This window comes from Paenibacillus sp. 2TAB26 (assembly GCF_052115145.1).
Taxonomy (GTDB): Bacteria; Bacillota; Bacilli; order Paenibacillales; family Paenibacillaceae; genus Pristimantibacillus.
The window spans coordinates 1-17,343 of sequence record NZ_JBFRGC010000049.1 but is presented as its reverse complement, the minus strand read 5'-3'; the positions used below and the strand labels follow the sequence as shown (position 1 = coordinate 17,343).

Annotated in this window: 17 protein-coding genes; 15 read left to right on the top strand and 2 right to left on the bottom strand. The window is 45.0% G+C overall.

Going from position 1 to position 17,343, the window contains the following annotated elements; genetic code table 11:
• The first annotated feature begins 23 nt into the window (after positions 1–23).
• Positions 24–1,118 (top strand): family 6 glucosyltransferase, encoded by a 1,095-nt coding sequence (locus AB4Z50_RS34470; RefSeq protein WP_441886770.1) that lies wholly within the window; start codon positions 24–26, stop codon positions 1,116–1,118.
• Between the two features lie 78 nt (positions 1,119–1,196).
• Here AB4Z50_RS34470 and AB4Z50_RS34465 read toward each other — a convergent pair whose 3' ends face one another.
• Positions 1,197–2,276, bottom strand: a complete 1,080-nt coding sequence (locus AB4Z50_RS34465) for a hypothetical protein (protein ID WP_441886767.1) — start codon at positions 2,274–2,276, stop codon at positions 1,197–1,199.
• A gap of 221 nt (positions 2,277–2,497) precedes the next feature.
• On the opposite strand from AB4Z50_RS34465, the gene rfbF reads away from it, so the two are divergent.
• From rfbF to AB4Z50_RS34430, 7 genes are all read left to right on the top strand, one after another.
• The gene (gene rfbF / locus AB4Z50_RS34460; protein WP_441886764.1) at positions 2,498–3,289 is read left to right on the top strand and encodes a glucose-1-phosphate cytidylyltransferase; all 792 of its coding nucleotides are present in this window, start codon (positions 2,498–2,500) and stop codon (positions 3,287–3,289) included.
• A 10-nt stretch (positions 3,290–3,299) separates the two neighbouring features.
• The gene (rfbG, locus tag AB4Z50_RS34455; protein WP_441886761.1) at positions 3,300–4,385 is read left to right on the top strand and encodes a CDP-glucose 4,6-dehydratase; all 1,086 of its coding nucleotides are present in this window, start codon (positions 3,300–3,302) and stop codon (positions 4,383–4,385) included.
• Positions 4,386–4,397: 12 nt separating this feature from the next.
• Positions 4,398–5,318 carry an NAD-dependent epimerase/dehydratase family protein gene (locus tag AB4Z50_RS34450; protein ID WP_441886758.1) on the top strand — a complete coding sequence of 307 codons (921 nt, stop codon included), beginning with the start codon at positions 4,398–4,400 and terminating at the stop codon, positions 5,316–5,318.
• A 44-nt stretch (positions 5,319–5,362) separates the two neighbouring features.
• On the top strand, positions 5,363–7,246 hold the full coding sequence (locus AB4Z50_RS34445; RefSeq protein ID WP_441886755.1) for a glycosyltransferase: 1,884 nt from the start codon (positions 5,363–5,365) through the stop codon (positions 7,244–7,246).
• Between the two features lie 21 nt (positions 7,247–7,267).
• Positions 7,268–7,948, top strand: coding sequence for a hypothetical protein (locus tag AB4Z50_RS34440; RefSeq protein WP_441886752.1), 681 nt, complete (start codon positions 7,268–7,270; stop codon positions 7,946–7,948).
• A 14-nt stretch (positions 7,949–7,962) separates the two neighbouring features.
• On the top strand, positions 7,963–9,411 hold the full coding sequence (locus AB4Z50_RS34435) for a glycosyltransferase family 2 protein (protein WP_441886749.1): 1,449 nt from the start codon (positions 7,963–7,965) through the stop codon (positions 9,409–9,411).
• A gap of 109 nt (positions 9,412–9,520) precedes the next feature.
• Positions 9,521–10,627, top strand: coding sequence for a glycosyltransferase family 2 protein (locus tag AB4Z50_RS34430; RefSeq protein ID WP_441886746.1), 1,107 nt, complete (start codon positions 9,521–9,523; stop codon positions 10,625–10,627).
• 58 nt (positions 10,628–10,685) lie between these two features.
• On the opposite strand, the gene AB4Z50_RS34425 is transcribed toward AB4Z50_RS34430, so the two are convergent.
• A complete protein-coding gene (locus AB4Z50_RS34425; RefSeq protein WP_441886743.1) occupies positions 10,686–11,621 on the bottom strand; it encodes a GDP-L-fucose synthase family protein in 936 nt (311 codons plus the stop codon).
• Between the two features lie 194 nt (positions 11,622–11,815).
• On the opposite strand from AB4Z50_RS34425, the gene gmd reads away from it, so the two are divergent.
• The 7 genes from gmd to AB4Z50_RS34390 form a co-directional block, all read left to right on the top strand.
• Positions 11,816–12,889 carry a GDP-mannose 4,6-dehydratase gene (gmd, locus tag AB4Z50_RS34420; protein ID WP_441886740.1) on the top strand — a complete coding sequence of 358 codons (1,074 nt, stop codon included), beginning with the start codon at positions 11,816–11,818 and terminating at the stop codon, positions 12,887–12,889.
• Positions 12,889–14,214, top strand: a complete 1,326-nt coding sequence (locus AB4Z50_RS34415; protein WP_441886737.1) for a sugar phosphate nucleotidyltransferase — start codon at positions 12,889–12,891, stop codon at positions 14,212–14,214. Before gmd ends, AB4Z50_RS34415 begins: the two co-directional genes overlap by 1 nt.
• Positions 14,211–14,588, top strand: coding sequence for a hypothetical protein (locus AB4Z50_RS34410; protein WP_441886734.1), 378 nt, complete (start codon positions 14,211–14,213; stop codon positions 14,586–14,588). The genes AB4Z50_RS34415 and AB4Z50_RS34410 overlap by 4 nt, the downstream gene beginning before the upstream one ends.
• Positions 14,573–15,274, top strand: coding sequence for a polysaccharide biosynthesis protein (locus AB4Z50_RS34405; protein WP_441886824.1), 702 nt, complete (start codon positions 14,573–14,575; stop codon positions 15,272–15,274). The genes AB4Z50_RS34410 and AB4Z50_RS34405 overlap by 16 nt, the downstream gene beginning before the upstream one ends.
• The gene (locus AB4Z50_RS34400; RefSeq protein WP_441886821.1) at positions 15,274–16,221 is read left to right on the top strand and encodes a hypothetical protein; all 948 of its coding nucleotides are present in this window, start codon (positions 15,274–15,276) and stop codon (positions 16,219–16,221) included. Before AB4Z50_RS34405 ends, AB4Z50_RS34400 begins: the two co-directional genes overlap by 1 nt.
• Positions 16,222–16,231: 10 nt before the next feature.
• Entirely contained in the window at positions 16,232–16,630 is a 399-nt protein-coding gene (locus AB4Z50_RS34395; protein ID WP_441886731.1) for a transposase, read from the top strand.
• Positions 16,546–17,343: IS3 family transposase (locus AB4Z50_RS34390; protein WP_441886818.1), on the top strand; the 798-nt coding region annotated here is incomplete at its 3' end. The genes AB4Z50_RS34395 and AB4Z50_RS34390, both read left to right, overlap by 85 nt.

Here is a 17,343-nt window from a genome sequence, read left to right as displayed (position 1 = left end):
TCCAAGTTTAGGAGGACGGCAGCATGCTGACGAAACGAAAAAAAAGTACAGCTATTAAAAAAACGAGCGTCAAAAAAACGAGTGTCAAAAAAACGTTGAACGCCGGCGGGAAATTAAGCAGCCGCAAAAACAAATATGGTGTAAAAAAAGGGAAACGGCGAGGTAAAACATTAAAAAAAGGGTTGAGAAGCGGTGCAAGAGGGAGAAAAAGAAGCGGACCGTTTCACACAGGTTATGAGCAAGGGTATAGAGAAGGGCATTCGAAAGGTTTTGAGGATGCGCATCAAGAGTCTTATATGACGAATCAAGGTGCTGTCCTCTCGCAAGCACAGCCAGAAAGCACAAATGCATCGCCTTATCTGACTACTCAAATGCCGAGTGAAGCGGAAATTGCGAGCGTAGCCGGATCTCGAATCGGGATTCTTTATATATGCACAGGGAAATACAGTATTTTCTGGGAAAACTTCTATCGGAGCGCCGAAGCTTATTTCTTGCCGGGCTACCAGAAAAACTATTATGTATTCACAGATGCCGAGCACATCGTTGATGAAGAGAGATCGAACATTTTGAAGATTCCTCAAGATAATCTTGGATGGCCGGGCAATACGCTGCTGCGATATGCGATGTTTAGAAACGTGGTGCATCAGCTGCAGCAGGAATGTGATTTTGTATTTTTCTTTAATGCCAATATGCAATTCGTTGATGTCGTAAGAGAAGAAATATTGCCAATTCACGAGGGCATCGTTGCGGTCCAGCATCCAGGCTTCTACAATAAAGCGCGCCACGAGCTTGATTTTGAGAAAAATCAACAAAGCTTAGCCTATATTCCGGAGGGCGCAGGAAGCTACTACTTTATGGGTGGGTTGAACGGCGGCCGAACGGAGCACTATACGAATCTCATTCGTGTTCTGGATGACAATATTAGAACAGATATGAATAATGGGATCAATGCCGTTTGGCATGACGAATCGCATTTAAATAAATATTTAATCGACAAGTCTCCTAAAGTGATGAATCCATCCTATGGTTACGTGGAGGGCCAGCAGCTTCCGTTTCCAATGAAAATATTAATTCGCGATAAAAACAACTTCGGCGGCCATAGCTTTTTGAGAAGCTAGCGGCATAAAAAAACGTAAGCGGTTCGGATTTTTCCGAGCTGCTTACGTTTTTTTGTGGATGAATGAAAGGAACAGCTATTAAAAGATGTCTACCTGCTCGTGGCATGCGGCTGGGATATAGTTTGCATATTTGTTTACGTTTATACGATCACCGTTCTCAAATAGCAAAGCAAGCTCTTGCGGCGAGTATTCCTTATTGCTTCCTGCGCGGTTGGCATACACATTTTGAACGACGTTGAGCGGGTTGCAAAACGCTAAGGATACTTCGCTGCATGCTAGAAACTGGCGCCCCTCAGACAGCTCCTGCGCACGTCCTGCCATACATCCTTCAAGCGTATTGGGGTTGGAGAAATCCAAGTTTCTCAGATGCGGAAGAAGATGAGTTGTGCGGTATACCGAGCTGGAAACTTCAATCGGATAGCCGAATTCATACTGCGCCGATGTCCAGTCAAACTTGCGATAGCCATACTCGATAATGTGATGCCATGGAATAGACTGTTCAGCACTCATCGTGTAGCAGTAACGAATGTTTGGTCCCAGTCTTAAGGAAAAGCCAATCAAATCGTTGTGCGCAGCTAATGTGTTCATAACGGACTGCAGCGTGAAATCGCGAACGAACAAGCAATCATCCACGATGAATAGAACATAGGTATAGGGTTCCATCGAAGCGATAACCTGCTCTTTGAATTGCTCCTCTTTAATAAATTGCACCAACGGGTATTCGTTTTTGAGTCGTTCATATTGTGATTCATAAAAATCGCTCGATGTCTTGTAAAGGACCTTCATGTGAAAATTGGAAATATCGAGGGCATGCAAGTAAAGCGATCGCAGGGCTGCATCCAGCTGGAGGGCTCGATCCTTGCTGAAAATAATACCCGTCAGCGGTATTAAAATAGGCGCTGCCCCTCCGTCGCTTGGCTGTTCAACAAGAGTAGAAGCAGGAGCAGTAGGAGCTATTGGAGCAGCTGGTACTTTACGGGCGAGGATGCCGCGTTTCCATCCTCTTGCTCGTTTGTTTATTCGATTTGACCGCAGCAGCTTCTTCCCCTTGCGAGAAGCTCTGCGACGCGTATTTGCGGACGTGCGATTTATTTTTTTACTTTGTCGTTTCATCCGCTTATTCGCAGCTGGTTTTCGTTTGACAACGGTTTGAGACAAGCGTTATCCCTCCTTATTTTCAAGAAACCTCGTTCAATGTATTCTATGTCGATAATTTGGCATGGTACGGGCAATCGATAGGCGTGAAGCGCCTGTATTCCATTGCTTGATCGCATCTATTAAATTTTCACAGACTGGGTATTCATCAGAACAACAAACTATTGAATGAATAAACATAGGAAGATGGCAAAGTATATTTGAGAGAAAGAGAGGATGTTTCTATGCGGACGATAGATAAAAATACGAAAGTGGTCATTCTAGCAGGTGGGTTCGGCATTAGAATAAGCGAGGAGTCGCTCATGAAGCCAAAACCGATGATCGACATTGGGGATAAGCCAATCTTATGGCATATCATGCAAACCTATGCGCATTACGGCTTTACTGATTTTGTGATTTGTTTGGGCTACAAAGGTTATTTCATCAAAGAATATTTCTATCATTATTTTTTGCATCACTCGGATGTGACCTTTGATTTATCGAATCGAAACGAAATGACAATTCATGAATCTTCCATTGAACCTTGGAAAATCACGTTGGTCGACACAGGCAAAGAAACGATGACGGGCGGCAGGCTAAAGCGAGTTCAGCCGTATTTAGGAAACAAAACATTTATGCTGACGTACGGCGACGGGGTTTCGGACATCAATATTGGCAAGCTGTCAGCTTTTCACTGCTCTCATAACAAGCTGGCTACAGTAACGGCTACGCAGCCAAGCGGCAGATTTGGCGCTCTCGATATAAAGGACAGCAACAAGGTTATTGATTTTATGGAGAAACCAAAAGGCGACGGGAGCTGGATTAATTCAGGTTTTTTCGTAATGGAACCGCAGCTGCTTGATTATATTGAAGGCGATCATACAAATCTGGAGATGGACTGCATGCAGAAGATAGCTAATGATGGACAACTTATGGCTTATAAGCATGAGGGGTTCTTTCAGCCGATGGATACGCTTAGAGATAAAAACTATTTAGAAGGTTTATGGAAATCAGGAAAAGCGCTATGGAAAAAATAAAGGAGTGTCCATGATGAATCCAAGCTTTTGGCGCAATAAAAAAGTGTTCATTACTGGACACACCGGCTTTAAAGGCAGCTGGCTTTGCTTGTGGCTGGCAGCGATGGGCGCCAAGGTGACTGGTTATGCGCTAGCACCGCAGCAGCAGCCTAATTTATATGAGCTTTGCAATATCGATGCGATGATTCAGTCCGTTACCGGTGATATTAGAGATTCAGCAAGGCTGAGCAAGGTTTTGTTAGCTGCTGAGCCTGATATCGTTATTCATATGGCTGCTCAAGCTCTGGTTAAGCCCTCCTACGAAACGCCTGCTTATACTTTTGAAGTCAACGTCATGGGTACGGTTAATCTGCTTGATGCGGTAAAGCTTGCTGTGGAGAGTGGAGCGGGCATTAAGGCGGTTGTTAATGTAACGACAGATAAAGTGTATGAAAATCAAGAATGGGCATGGGGCTATAGGGAGAGCGATAGGCTGGGCGGTTATGATCCATATTCAAACAGCAAAGCTTGCTCGGAGCTTGTTACAGCCTCTTATCGCAATTCCTTCTTTCATAGCAAAGATGAGAAGGTTCACGGTGTCGGCATTGCAACGGCAAGAGCGGGCAATGTCATCGGGGGCGGAGATTTTGCTCAGAATCGCTTAGTTCCAGATATGGTTCGTGCCTTCATGGACGGCAGTGCGGTGAGCATTAGAAACCCGCATGCTGTAAGACCTTGGCAGCATGTACTTGAGCCTTTAAGCGGATATTTGCTGCTTGCAGAGAAACTTTATGCGAACGGATCAGAGTATGCGGAAGGTTGGAATTTCGGTCCTCGCGATGAGGATGCAAGGCCGGTAGGCCAGGTTGTTGAACAACTTGGTGCGAAATGGGGCGGCGTAGTAGTGCATACGGATACAGGCAAGCACCCGCATGAAGCCCATGAGCTGAAGCTGGACTGCTCGGAGGCGCAGCGGCGCTTAGGGTGGAAGCCAAGATGGACCCTTGATCAGGCGCTGAATAAGGTGGTTGAGTGGACGCTTGCCTATCAAGGCAACGAAGATATTCGGCAGGTTTGTTTGAATCAATGGCATGAATATGCAGGTAAAACAAGCTGAGGGGGGAGATCGATGATAGAAAAAAATTCCCGTGCAGCCTTAACAGCTTTAGTCACCGGAGCCACGGGTTTTATTGGCTCACACCTCGTTCGAAAGCTTTTGGCGGAAGGGTGGAAGGTGCACATTATCGCTAGAAATGAATCGAGCCTTAAGCAACTGGAGGATGTCCAGGGTGCTATCATCATACATCGGCATGATGGGACGATTGACAGTATGTTCGCAATTGTCGAGTCTGCAAAGCCCGATCTTGTTATTCATTTAGCATCCTTCGCCACAGTTACTTATGCGCCAAGACAGGTAGAAGAGATGCTGACAAGCAATATTCTTTTCGGTACGCAGCTAGTGGAGGCGATGTTGTCGCAGCACGTTTATGCATTCATTAATACGGGAACCTTCTCACAGCATTTTGACAATAAGCTTTATAGTCCAAAATCGCTGTATGATGCCTCAAAACAAGCGTTTACGGATATTTTAGCTTATTATTGTGAATCGTCGCCGTTACGTGTAATTACGCTGGAGCTGTTCGATAATTACGGTCCAAACGATACGAGATCCAAAATCATTTCGTTGCTGCTGAAGGCTGGAAAGGAACATAAACCGCTTGCGATGTCACCTGGAGAGCAGCTGATTGATATTGTACACATTGATGATGTTGTTGAAGCTTATATGCTCGCAGCCCAGCAGCTGCTAAATGAAGGGGCAGTTAAGAACGAGGTTTATTCCGTTTCTTCACAGCAGCCCATTCCACTGAAGGAGTTAGCGGGCATTATCGAAAAAATAATGGATGTACCGTTACAGGTGAATTGGGGAGGACGACCCTACCATCCGCGAGAAATTATGATTCCATGGAACAAGGGGGTAACCGTGCCGAAGTGGAAGCCAAAAATAACACTAGAGGAGGGAATTAAAAGATTAATAGAGCAACAGCAATAGGAATGAGAATAGATTGCTGTTAAAAATGAGGAGGGTAAATAAAGATGAGAATCTTGCTTTGTTATGAGGCGGATGAGGCAGCTGCGAGCAGTAAGGCAGCCGGTCAGCTCACCGCTGCGTTCCATGATTTACTCGTTCCAATAGGCGCAGTAACGCTGTTCAATGCCTCATATTTTGATCAGCGGATACTGCAAGGTCAAAGCTACGATCTGTATGTAGGTGCATCCAATCATCTCTCACGTATAAATGGGCTATGCCATATAAAGAAAAGTATATTGATAACGACAGGGCTGCATCCACAAGAAATCAACCACAGCACGTCTAGATTAAAGGCTGGCCATAACCTGCCAGATGATGTTTTCCATGAGACTGCTGCACCGAATGTTGACGAGCTGGAACAGTCTATCAAACAAGCTGATTTCATTATCGGAATCGGAAATATTGAAACCTACAATTCTTACATCAAACGCGGACTGCCAAAATGGAAATTAAAAATGTTGTTAGGCGGGATTGCTGATTTAGATCAACCTAATACGTTGCCATCTTCGGAAAATGTAAAAACGGGGCAAAGAAGAGTGTACACGTATATCGCTCCAAAACTCGGATTAAACAATGGTTTTGAAGCCGTCTTTCTACTCTTCTCGAGTTCAGACATCGCGAGTCAAAATTTGGAGCTGCATGTTGTAGGGCAGCCTGCAAATAGGTTTTTCAACAACAGGCTGCTGCAATTAAAAGCTGTGCTCGGTGATAAGCTGTTTGTTCACGGTGAAGAGCTTAATGAAGCCCAGAGCGCAGAGCTGCTCTCGAACACTGATTTTATCGTTTACCCCTCGTTAGGCGAATATGATTCTTCGATTTTACAGGGACTAATCCACGGCGCAATACCGCTTGTAACCGCGCAGTCCGGCATCGATTTTTCACCCATCGGAGTATTCGACCCATTGGATCATTTGCAGCAAAAACAGCTGCTGCAGCGCACGCTTCAGCTGAGTGGTCAAGAGATTGTGTACTGGAAAAAGAAGACGATTGAATATGTAAAGGAATATCACCTTCCTTATAAGCAGGTGCTGGACAAGACGATTAAGGATTGCCTGAACGGGAATTTATATCCGAAAATAAGCATTACGCTGCCTGTTTTCAATAAAGAAGCTACGATTGTTCCCCTAATAGCGGAGCTGCACCGTGCTGTGAGCGAATATAAAAATGCTGAACTCCGTATTATTTTCGATGGCTGCTACGATCAAAGCGAATATGTGGTGAAGCAATTTTTTCAGACCGTTCAAGTGGATTACAGTATTGCTTATGAAACGACGCCTAACATCTTTGAGATTAAAACGAACAACATCGGCTTAAAAAAATCATCCGGTGCTTATTGCGTCATTTTGCAGGATGACAATTATGTTTACGATAAAAATATCTTTTACGAGGTTGTACAGTTTATGGACAGAAATACGAGTTGTGCCATTGTCGGCTGTTTATCCGGCGTTAACTTTTACCCGAGAGGAACGACGCTTAGCGGACCAGGGCAAATCTCGTGTTCTGCAAACGAGGTGTATTGGAGGCAGGATGAGAAAGCAGATCCGAATTTGAAAAACCGTGTTTTTGAAGTGGATGCTTGCATGCGGGGACCGCTCGTCATTCGAAAATCATTTTTGGAGCAGTATGGATACTTGGATGAAGGCTACGCGCCTTTGTATCAAGACGACATGGATATTTGCTTTCGGGCTAAACATTACGGCTATAAGGTGTATTGCATGATGTCCGATGTAGAGAACCGTTCTTTAACAATGGCCCATTACGATACAGGGATGAGCAGGATGTTCCATGAGGTGATGGAGCGAAATACGAATATTTTTTATGCAAGATGGACGCCGAGTACAAACAAAGATTATGCATGGATTCATCGAACTCGCGTTGATGGATCATAGGTTAGAAGGAAGTGGTCATGAATGATTTATTTAGTAAGTTTTGCATCGCCAGAATTTCAATCCTATCAAGATAGACTAAACGCGACTGCGTTGCAATATGGTGTTGATCGTGTCATTTCATATCATCCAAGCGATCTCGAAGGAACGGCTTTTGCTCGTAACAATGCAGCAATTTTGCAGCATGAGAAAGGCTTTGGCCTATGGTGCTGGAAGCCGTATATTTTACTGGACTCTTTATCGAAAATGGAAGAAGGAGCGCTGGTGCTGTATTCGGATGCCGACACGCGGTTCACCAATCCATTGTATCCGCTATTTGCCCACTGCGCCGATAACGGCGGATTTGCTTTTTTTAAAACAGCCTATTATTTAAATAAAAGCTGGACAAAAAGAGACAGCTTCGTGCTCATGCAGTGCGACAGCTCGGGTTATTGGGAAGCGGAGCAGGTCTGGGCTGGATTTTTTATGTTTTACAATAATGAGAAAAGCAGAAGACTATTAGAAGAATGGCTGTTTTATTGCGAAGATTATAAAGTGATTTCGAATGCTGAAAATAGCAGCGGCCTGCCGAACTTCCCGGAATTTATCGATCATCGTTACGACCAGTCGATTCTTTCGCTGTTGACGGTTAAATACAGCTTGCCGGTGACGAAGGATATGTATCATTACTTTATGTTGCCAGACAGGAAAGTTACACCAGAATGAAAGGAGCTTGCCCGATGAATGTGAAGGTTAGCATAGTAATCCCGTGCTTTGATGAGGGTAGATGTATTGAACAAACCATCGATTCTTGCTTAGCTTCTTCCTATTCGGAGATTGAAATAATCGTCGTGGATTATGGATCAACAGAGCCAGCGACGATTGATCTATTAAATCGTTTAAATAAACCAAAGACGAGAGTCATTTATGAGAGGAACTGTGGACTCCCGGCTGCGAGGAATGCGGGGATTAAGGCAGCACAGGGCGACTTCATCGTATCGCTGGATGCAGATGATTTGCTCCATCACAGCTTTCTTGAGAAGGCGATTCGCCTGCTTGAGCAAAATCCAATGGCAGGCATTGCTTCGCCAGGCTATCATACTTTCGGGGCTGTTCATTATAGCTGGGAGCCGCCGGTCTTTCATTTTGGCCGCTTGTTAGCTGAAAATATTATATGCATAAGCGCTCTCTTTCGGAAGCAGGCTTGGCTTGAAGCTGGCGGCTATAACGAGGGGATGACGGATGGTTATGAGGATTGGGACTTTTGGATTTCGCTTTCGAAAAAGGGCTGGACCAGTGTAGCTGTAAATGACGCCCCGCTGGCTTATCGTGTATTAAGCGCCGATTCCGATGGTTCCATGTATGATCTGCTCCGTAAACAAGTTGTGAATAACCATCCAGAGCTTTTTCACGAAAACCGCTTGGATAAGCTATGGCTCAGCTGGCTGTGCGACGAATGGGAGGTTAGGAGAATGCTGCGCAGGCGGCTTGGTCAAGATCTTGAGCTCGCGCCAATCGTAAGCATCGTCATTCCCTGTTACAATTACGGCCAATACGTGGAGGAGGCCGTAGATTCTTGCTTAAACTCGACCTTTCAAGAGATTGAAATTATTGTCGTAAATAACGGCTCTACTGACCCGTACACGATCGAAGTTCTGCAACGCCTTCAGCGGCCAAAAACGAGAGTCATTCATGTTCAGACGAATATTGGTCTGCCGTATGGACGAAACGTTGGCATACGCGAAGCAAGAGGGAAATATATATTGCCCCTTGATGCGGACGACAAAATACAGCCTACTTTAATAGAGAAGGCTTACCGCATATTAGAAGCGAGACCGGAGGTTGGCTTCGCAACTGTCGGCTTGGAGTATTTCGGCGATCAATCGTGGGTTTGGATTCCGCCTGAATTTGATTTTAACCGCTTGCTCTCTGAAAATATTGTTTGTGTCACCTCGCTTGTTCGCAAAAGTGCTTGGTTATCAGTAGGCGGTTACAATGAAGCGATGATACACGGCTATGAGGATTGGGATTTCTGGATTTCGTTATGCGAGAGGGGCTGGCGTGGGACTGCCATTCATGAAGCCTTGTTATTATACCGGCGTCATGGCCATTCGTTGTCCTATGATGCGGGACAGAAGCACGCGATGATTGTTCAGCAAATACGAGCGAATCATCCGAGATTATACTGAAACAGCGACATTGTTGAAAGAACGATGAAGATGCCCTAAGGCTTTTGTCCAAACCATCTGCATCTATCATTCATTGTATAGTAGTGAGTGTGTAGAAGGAGGCGGGAAGGTGCCAAAGGTAACGGTTTTGATGCCGGTTTATAACGGTGAATTGTTTTTGCGCGAAGCAATCGAAAGCATTTTAAATCAGACATTTCAAGATTTTGAGTTTTTAATTATTGATGACGGCTCCAAGGATCAGAGCGCCGCAATCATTGCCTCTTACTCGGATACAAGAATCCGTTTCTTTAGCAATGGATCAAACTACGGACTTATTTTCACGCTGAACAAGGGGCTTGTTCTTGCTCAAGGCGAATATATTGCTAGAATGGATTGTGATGACTTTGCTTTTCCTGATCGTTTGGCAAGGCAGGTTGAGCATATGAATCAATACACGGATATCGGCCTTTGCGGTACAGCGATGAAATATATGCATACCGATATTTGGGTTAAGCATCCAACCGATCATGAGGACATTAAGGCAGGGCTTTTGTTTTATTGCTCTCTAAATCATCCAACGGTCATGATGCGGAGCTCCGTCGTTAAGAGCTACTCGCTTTATTATGACTATCAGAGTCCACATACGGAGGATTATGAGCTGTGGACGAGAATGGCGCAATTAACCCGTATCACGAATATACCTGATGTTCTGCTTCATTACCGCATTCATAGTGAGCAAATAGGCGCGAAGCATAATGCGGAACAACAAGAGATCGGGAAAAAAATTGTATTCAATCAGCTGATTCAGATGGGGCTTCTGCCTACCGAGGATGAGCTTAATCTTCATATGAACGTATGCGAGAGACGTTTGCAGGCAACAGACGGTTTTGTTCAAGGGGTGACAAGCTGGTTCGATAAGCTTCGGGCAAAAAATATCGAAACAAACCATTATTCCCAGCAGAGCCTTGAAAATGTGTTGAATTCGTATTTTGCTGAGGTTTCAAGCTATTATCATGCTAATCTGCCAGTTGCCAAACCAGCTTCAAGCATAAGGAGAACGAAGCCGTTAAGAAGAAACGGACGTAAAAGGTTAGGAAAAAAAACAACCGGCATGCGAAGAAAAAAAAGTAGTAAAGGTGCATCAAGCAGGAGAGCTGTCAGCCGGAGCAAGCGCAAGGGGAGTGTCCAGCCACGGAAAAAAGGGAGCGCAATAAAAGGAAAGAAGCGGGCATCATAAAAACAAAAGCCACAGCGACTAGGGATAGTCGCTGTGGCTTTTGTTTTTATAACCGTATTTATTGCTGATCGATATACCATTTCACGGTCTTCTCTAACCCTTCCGGCAAATCCGTCTGTGCCTTGAAGGAGAATAGCTGCTCTGCTTTGGATGTGTCAAGGCATCTTCGCAGCTGCCCGTCGGGTCTGCTTGCATCCCATCGTATATTTCCGGTGTAGCCTGTTTTCTCCGCAATTAAATGAACGAGCTCTTTAATCGAGATTTCGCGGCCTGTGCCAATATTGACAGGCTCTTCGCCATTAAACTGCTCTGCGGCTTGCAGAATAGCTGTTGCTGCGTCCTCCACATATAAAAACTCTCTTGTTGCAATCCCTGTGCCCCAAACCTCAATGTAATCAGCATTCTGTTCTTTCGCCTCTAAGCATTTCCGAATAAGCGCAGGAATGACATGCGAGGTTTCCAGATCAAAGTTATCTCTGGGACCATACAGATTAACGGGTAGAAGGAAGATGGAATTAAAGCCGTATTGCTTGCGATAAGCTTGAGACTGAACGAGCAGCATTTTTTTGGCTAAGCCATAAGGTGCGTTTGTCTCTTCTGGATAGCCGTCCCACAGCTCTTCTTCCTTGAATGGAACATTGGCAAATTTGGGGTAAGAGCAAATCGTTCCGCAGGCTACAAACTTTTCGACGCCATGAAGACGAGATGCCTCTGCGAGGTGGATGCCCATCGACAGGTTGTCATAGAAAAAAGAACCTGGATTTGCGCGATTGGCTCCAATCCCACCTACTTTTGCGGCCAAATGAATGACGATATCCGGTTTATAGTCTTGAATGACGGACAAACATGCGGCCTGGCTAGTTAAATCATATTGCCGGCTCCTCGGTACAACAACGTCTGCTGCATCGTATTTAGCAAGCAGCTCGACGACATGCGAGCCTAAGAAGCCGGAGCCTCCGGTGACCATAATTTTTTTCCCTTTCAATTGACTCATTATCAGCCTCCGACCTTTCCTATTTAACCTAAATATATAATTCTACTTATCAGATTATGTAATCGGCTCTTAATGTGAGCATGTCTTTGCCTATTTATAGAATAGAGTTTGAGAAGCTTCCATTACGTCCATACCAATTCGTTTGAGAGACATACTATGTTACTAATTGGGATGATAGGGAAGGGGCAGATGCTTTGAAGATTGCTTTTGTAACAGGGATTACGGGACAAGACGGCGCATATCTAGCGGAATTGCTGTTAGATAAGGGATATATTGTACACGGATTGCAGAGAAGAAGCTCTCTGCCGAATACCGGAAGAATCGACCATTTGTTGAATGATTCCAGCATTAATGAACAAAGATTTTTTCTTCATTATGGAGACCTAACGGATTCTTTAAACATAGTGCGAATTATTGAACAGGTGAAACCGGATGAAATTTATAACTTGGCAGCGATGAGCCATGTTCATGTCAGCTTCGATACGCCAGAGTATACAGCCAACGCAGATGGCATCGGAACGCTGCGCATACTGGAAGCTGTACGACTGCTCGGGCTTACGCAAAAAACAAAAATTTATCAAGCCTCCACATCTGAGCTTTACGGGCTTGTTCAACAAATTCCGCAGCATGAGAATACACCGTTTTATCCCCGCAGTCCTTATGCAGTTGCCAAGTTGTATGCCTATTGGATCACAGTAAACTACCGCGAGGCCTACGGCATGTTCGCGTCCAACGGTATTCTCTTTAATCATGAAAGTCCTTTGCGAGGGGAAACATTCGTTTCACGCAAAATAACGAAAGCCGTAGCCCGTATAGCGCATGGACTGCAAGACAAGGTTTACTTAGGAAATTTAAATGCGCAGCGAGACTGGGGACACGCAAGAGATTACGTCGAGGCGATGTGGCTGATTCTTCAGCAGAGCGAGCCGGAAGACTTTGTTATTGCAACAGGATACACGACAGAGGTTAGAGAGTTTGTTCGTCTTGCTTTTGCCGAGATCGGTGTGGAAATAGCATTTAAAGGGGAAAAGGAAGACGAAGTGGCCTATGTAAAGGCATGCCATAATCCAGCCTATTCGCTTCCGGTCGGCAAGGAGGTTGTTGCCGTGGATGCCAAATATTATCGGCCTACCGAGGTTGAGCTGCTGCTCGGAAGTCCTGAGAAGGCAAAGAAACAATTAGGGTGGACACCTAAATATGACGTTCAAGCGCTTGTTAAAGAAATGGTTATGCAGGATATGAATGCATTAAAAGGAGCGCGAGGCTAATGAAAATAATTTTGCTCTCGGGAGGCTCCGGCAAACGATTATGGCCGCTTTCGAACGGCTCGCGAACGAAGCAATTTTTAAAGGTGCTCAAAGGGGAGAACGGCGAACGAGAATCGATGGTTCAACGGGTGTGGAGACAGCTGCAAGAGGCTGGTCTTGAGGCTTCATCCTATATCGCCACATGCTCCTCTCAGGTGGATTTGATTAGAAGCCAGATTGGCAACCAAGTTCCGATCATCGTGGAACCGGAGAGAAGAGATACCTTTCCGGCTATTGCTTTGGTTTCCGCTTATTTGAATTCAATAGTGAAAGCTTCTAAGGACGAGATCGTATGCGTGCTGCCTGTAGACCCCTATGTAAATACAGATTTTTTCAAAAAGATCAAGGAATTAGAGCAGGTTTTGAGAGGAACGAATGCGGAGGTTGCCTTAATCGGATCACGTCCGACTTATCCTTCAGAGAAATATGGCTATATGATTCCATCTCCTATGAATCTCGCATCACAGACTAATAATAGCATCGTGATTACAAGTTTTGTCGAGAAGCCGCCAGCGCTGATTGCCAAGGAGTTAATAGACAATGGTGCACTATGGAATTGCGGCGTGTTTGCCTTCAAGCTTGATTATTTGCTCTCGCTTCTACGCGATCGAAATTACCCAACCTCCTATCAACAATTATCCCGTCAATATGATGCGCTGCCCAAAAACAGCTTTGATTATGAAGTGTTGGAAAAAGCGAAGCAGCTCAGAGCCATCGCATATGAAAATGAGTGGAAGGACCTCGGCACATGGAACACGCTGACGGAGGAAATGGATACGAATGTAATTGGGCAGGGTCTTATAAGCGACGATTCGAACAATACGCATGTGCTTAATGAATTGGATATTTTGGTGACGGTGCTTGGTTTATCGAACATTGTTGTAGCAGCAAGTCCGAATGGCATTCTCGTATCCGATAAATCTGCGAGTCCCCGCATTAAGGAAATGATGCAGCCTATCGATCAGCGACTGATGTACGAGGAGCTCCGCTGGGGCTGGTATCGCATTTTGGACGTGTTTAAGCTGGAAGACAACCGAGAGACGCTCGTGAAAAAAATTGTGGTTCATACAGGAGAGCATTATGTTCCGGGTTCATTGCCCTCTCGAAGGGTTATATGGACCGTTCAAGCCGGCAAAGGCGTAGCGATTGTGGATGGTAAGCCGCTAAACGTCGCTCCCGGGGATTGCTTGGAAATGGAGTCGACAACAAGCTACAGCATAGCCGCTTTAACGGAGCTTACTTTAGTGGAAGTACAAATAGAGACGACGAGCGGAGTGGACGTATGACATTTAGAAAAAGGATGCTGGTCTTATCCATCATCGACAGCTTGCTGCTCCTCGGAAGCTGGATGTTTGCTTTTTATTTGATTTATGGCGAGCTTCTGCCTCAATCATTATCGGTTACTGATGTGGCAGTAGCTGGACTTTTTATCATTACAAGCTACTTCTTCCTTGTCATCAGCAAATCTTACAAAACTTTATGGAAATATGCAGGCGTGCACGAACTCATTAGGGTGTTTAAATCGGTGGCGGCAGCCGTCATTCTCTACGCAGCGGAGTTGCTGCTTTTCACAGATGAACAGTTTCCTTTTCTAATGCTTGTTGTGCTGGGACTAACCTCTGCGGCGCTGCCGTCAGGAATAACATATTTGGCACGCTGAATGTTGTAGATAATGCGATCAAGGCTGAAGTGCAGCGATTTGTATTCATCTCTACCGATAAAGCGGTGAATCCAATTAATGTGATGGGAATGACGAAGCGAATGGCAGAAATGCTTGTGCAGTCCAAAGCAAAAAGCAGTGCTACGATCTTCTCGATTGTTCGATTCGGCAATGTACTGGAGAGCAGAGGAAGCGTAATTCCCATCTTCAAGAAACAAATCGCAGCAGGCGGGCCGGTAACGGTGACGCATCCGGATATGGTTCGATTTTTTATGACGATACCAGAAGCGGTTCATTTGGTTCTTCAAGCAGGCGCATTGTCAAACGGCGGGGAAATCTTCGTGCTCGACAGGGGCAAGCCGGTGAAAATTGATGACCTTGCGAAAGCACTGATTCGTTTTGCCGGTTATAAGCCGGAGCAAGAAATGAAAATCAAATATACAGGCATGCGCCCTGGCGAGAAATTAGCAGAATCGCTATTTTACGAGAAGGAGAGCATACTGCCAAGTCTGCATCCTCGAATTTTTATAGCTTCGCCGCGAACACTTGATGAAGAGCAGCTGCGGTCGGATCTAAAGAGGCTGGAGTCGGCGATTATTTTTGAGCAAGGTGAAATTAAAAATATTTTAGGGAAAATTTTGAAAAAGCATGGGTTAGATGAAGATGAGCACGGCGATGCAGAGTGATGCGAGAAATTGATGATTGTGTAAAAAAAGCACATGAAAGCAATCGTTTGGCGCTTGCCATCATCGGATCTACTGCGAGGCATAACAACCCGCCTTCTATCATTGGACCTGCCAGAGAATCGCAGACTTTTGTAGCCTGTTTCTATATTGTTGCAGAGCGAGAGCATGTAAAGGCTATTTGTGAATATGCCGATGGTAAGGTCGACTACATTTTCATTGACGCCGAAGCTAAAAACGCGGAAGCGGGTGATTTTCTGGCTGTCGCCAAAGCGTGTGTGCTGCAGAGTGAGATAAAAGCCTACAAAGGAAACGATATTACCTCGCTGGCATGCGATCTTCTAATCAACGAGCTGGTTCCAGAGCTAAAGCAAAAGAAGGTCTCGATTATTGGCGCGGGAAACTTAGGCTCAAAGCTTGCGTTGACGCTCGCCGAGCGAGGAGCTGACGTATTCATCAGCAGGAGAGACCAGCAGGGAACAATCATTGCGCAAGCTTTGAATGCCATTCTTCCAAGGTACAGCATCGGGCGGATATTCAATGAGAACAACATCGCGGAATCCGTCAAAAATGCTGACATTCTTATAGGATTTACGCAGGGGCTCCCTGTTATAGACGAGGCTGCGGTCACAACCCTAGCTAAGCATGCGCTTATTGTGGACGGCGGCATCGGAACGGTTAAGGAGGCTGCGATCGCAACAGCTAGGCGATTAGCGATAACCATTATTCGGCTTGATGTGCGCATTGCGTTTTCTTATGTCATTGATGCGATGTTGAATACGGAATATTTTATGAGGCATATCGCTGGAACAAGAGTCATAGAAGGCAAAAGCTATGTGGCGGGAGGCATTATTGGCGAGAAAAACGATATCGTTGTCGCGGATATAAGAAAACCTTCAGAAATCGTAGGCATAGCCGATGGAAAGGGTGGTATGCTGCCTCCAGCCTAAAGCTATTTTTGTGGCGGTTAAAGGGCAAAAGTTTAAGCATTATGAAGATACAACGAAAGTGGAGGCAATCCGCTTACATGTTGAAGAGGGATGGTCGTATCAAAAGATAGCGGATCACCTAAATATTAATGACAAGAATCGTGTGAAGATTTGGATGAGGAAATATAGACAGCTCGGTGAATATGGACTACTGGATCAGCGAGGACGTCGTGAGGAATACATCGATCAGGATAGATWCGTTCAAAAGCTTAAACGAGATAATCAGATGCTAAAAAAGTGTTTGGAAATCTGGATGCGGGAGGTACAAAAACGAAATATCGTGTCATTGAAGCAGCAGCAGAATCCTACCCTCTTACTGAACTCTGCAAATTGTTTGGCGTCTCCAGAAGCGGATACTACGCCTACTTGAAGCGCAAAGTTATAGATCGCGATGAAGATCTCAAGGCATTAATTAAACGAGTGTATACGAAGTASAATGGCGTATATGGATATCGGCAGATTCAAATGCATTTRCTTCAGGACCATGAAAAACGWGTGAATCACAAGAAAGTTCTTAGGCTTATGCAAGAGATGGGGATTCGCTCTAAGATGCGTCAGAAGCGACGTCAGAGCTAWAAAACCACAGTAGGTGCACGCGTTGCGGAAAACCYGCTTCAGCGGGAGTTTAAAGCGGATAAGYCTAAACAAAAGTGGGTAACGGATGTCACTCAATACCGCGTAGTCGATACATGGATATATTTATCTGCCATTAAGGATTTGTATAACGGAGAACTCATTGCTTCTCATATGAGCCTTCGTAATGATAACCAACTCGTTCTTCAAACCTTTGAGAAAGCGTTTAAAAAGGAAACAGACGTGACTGGATTGATCGTTCACAGCGATCAAGGATTCCAGTACACGTCCTACGATTACCAAGACATGCTGCTGAAGGTTGGCRCCCGAATCAGCATGTCCCGCCGAGGCAATTGTTATGACAATGCCTCTATGGAGAGCTTTTTTTCGCATTTAAAAGCGGAAGCACTCTATCCTTATCATATCCGAAGTTTAGAAGAGGCACAAAGGAGAATTGAAGAATATTTGCATTTCTATAATAACGAGCGACCGCAGAGAAAACTAAAAAAA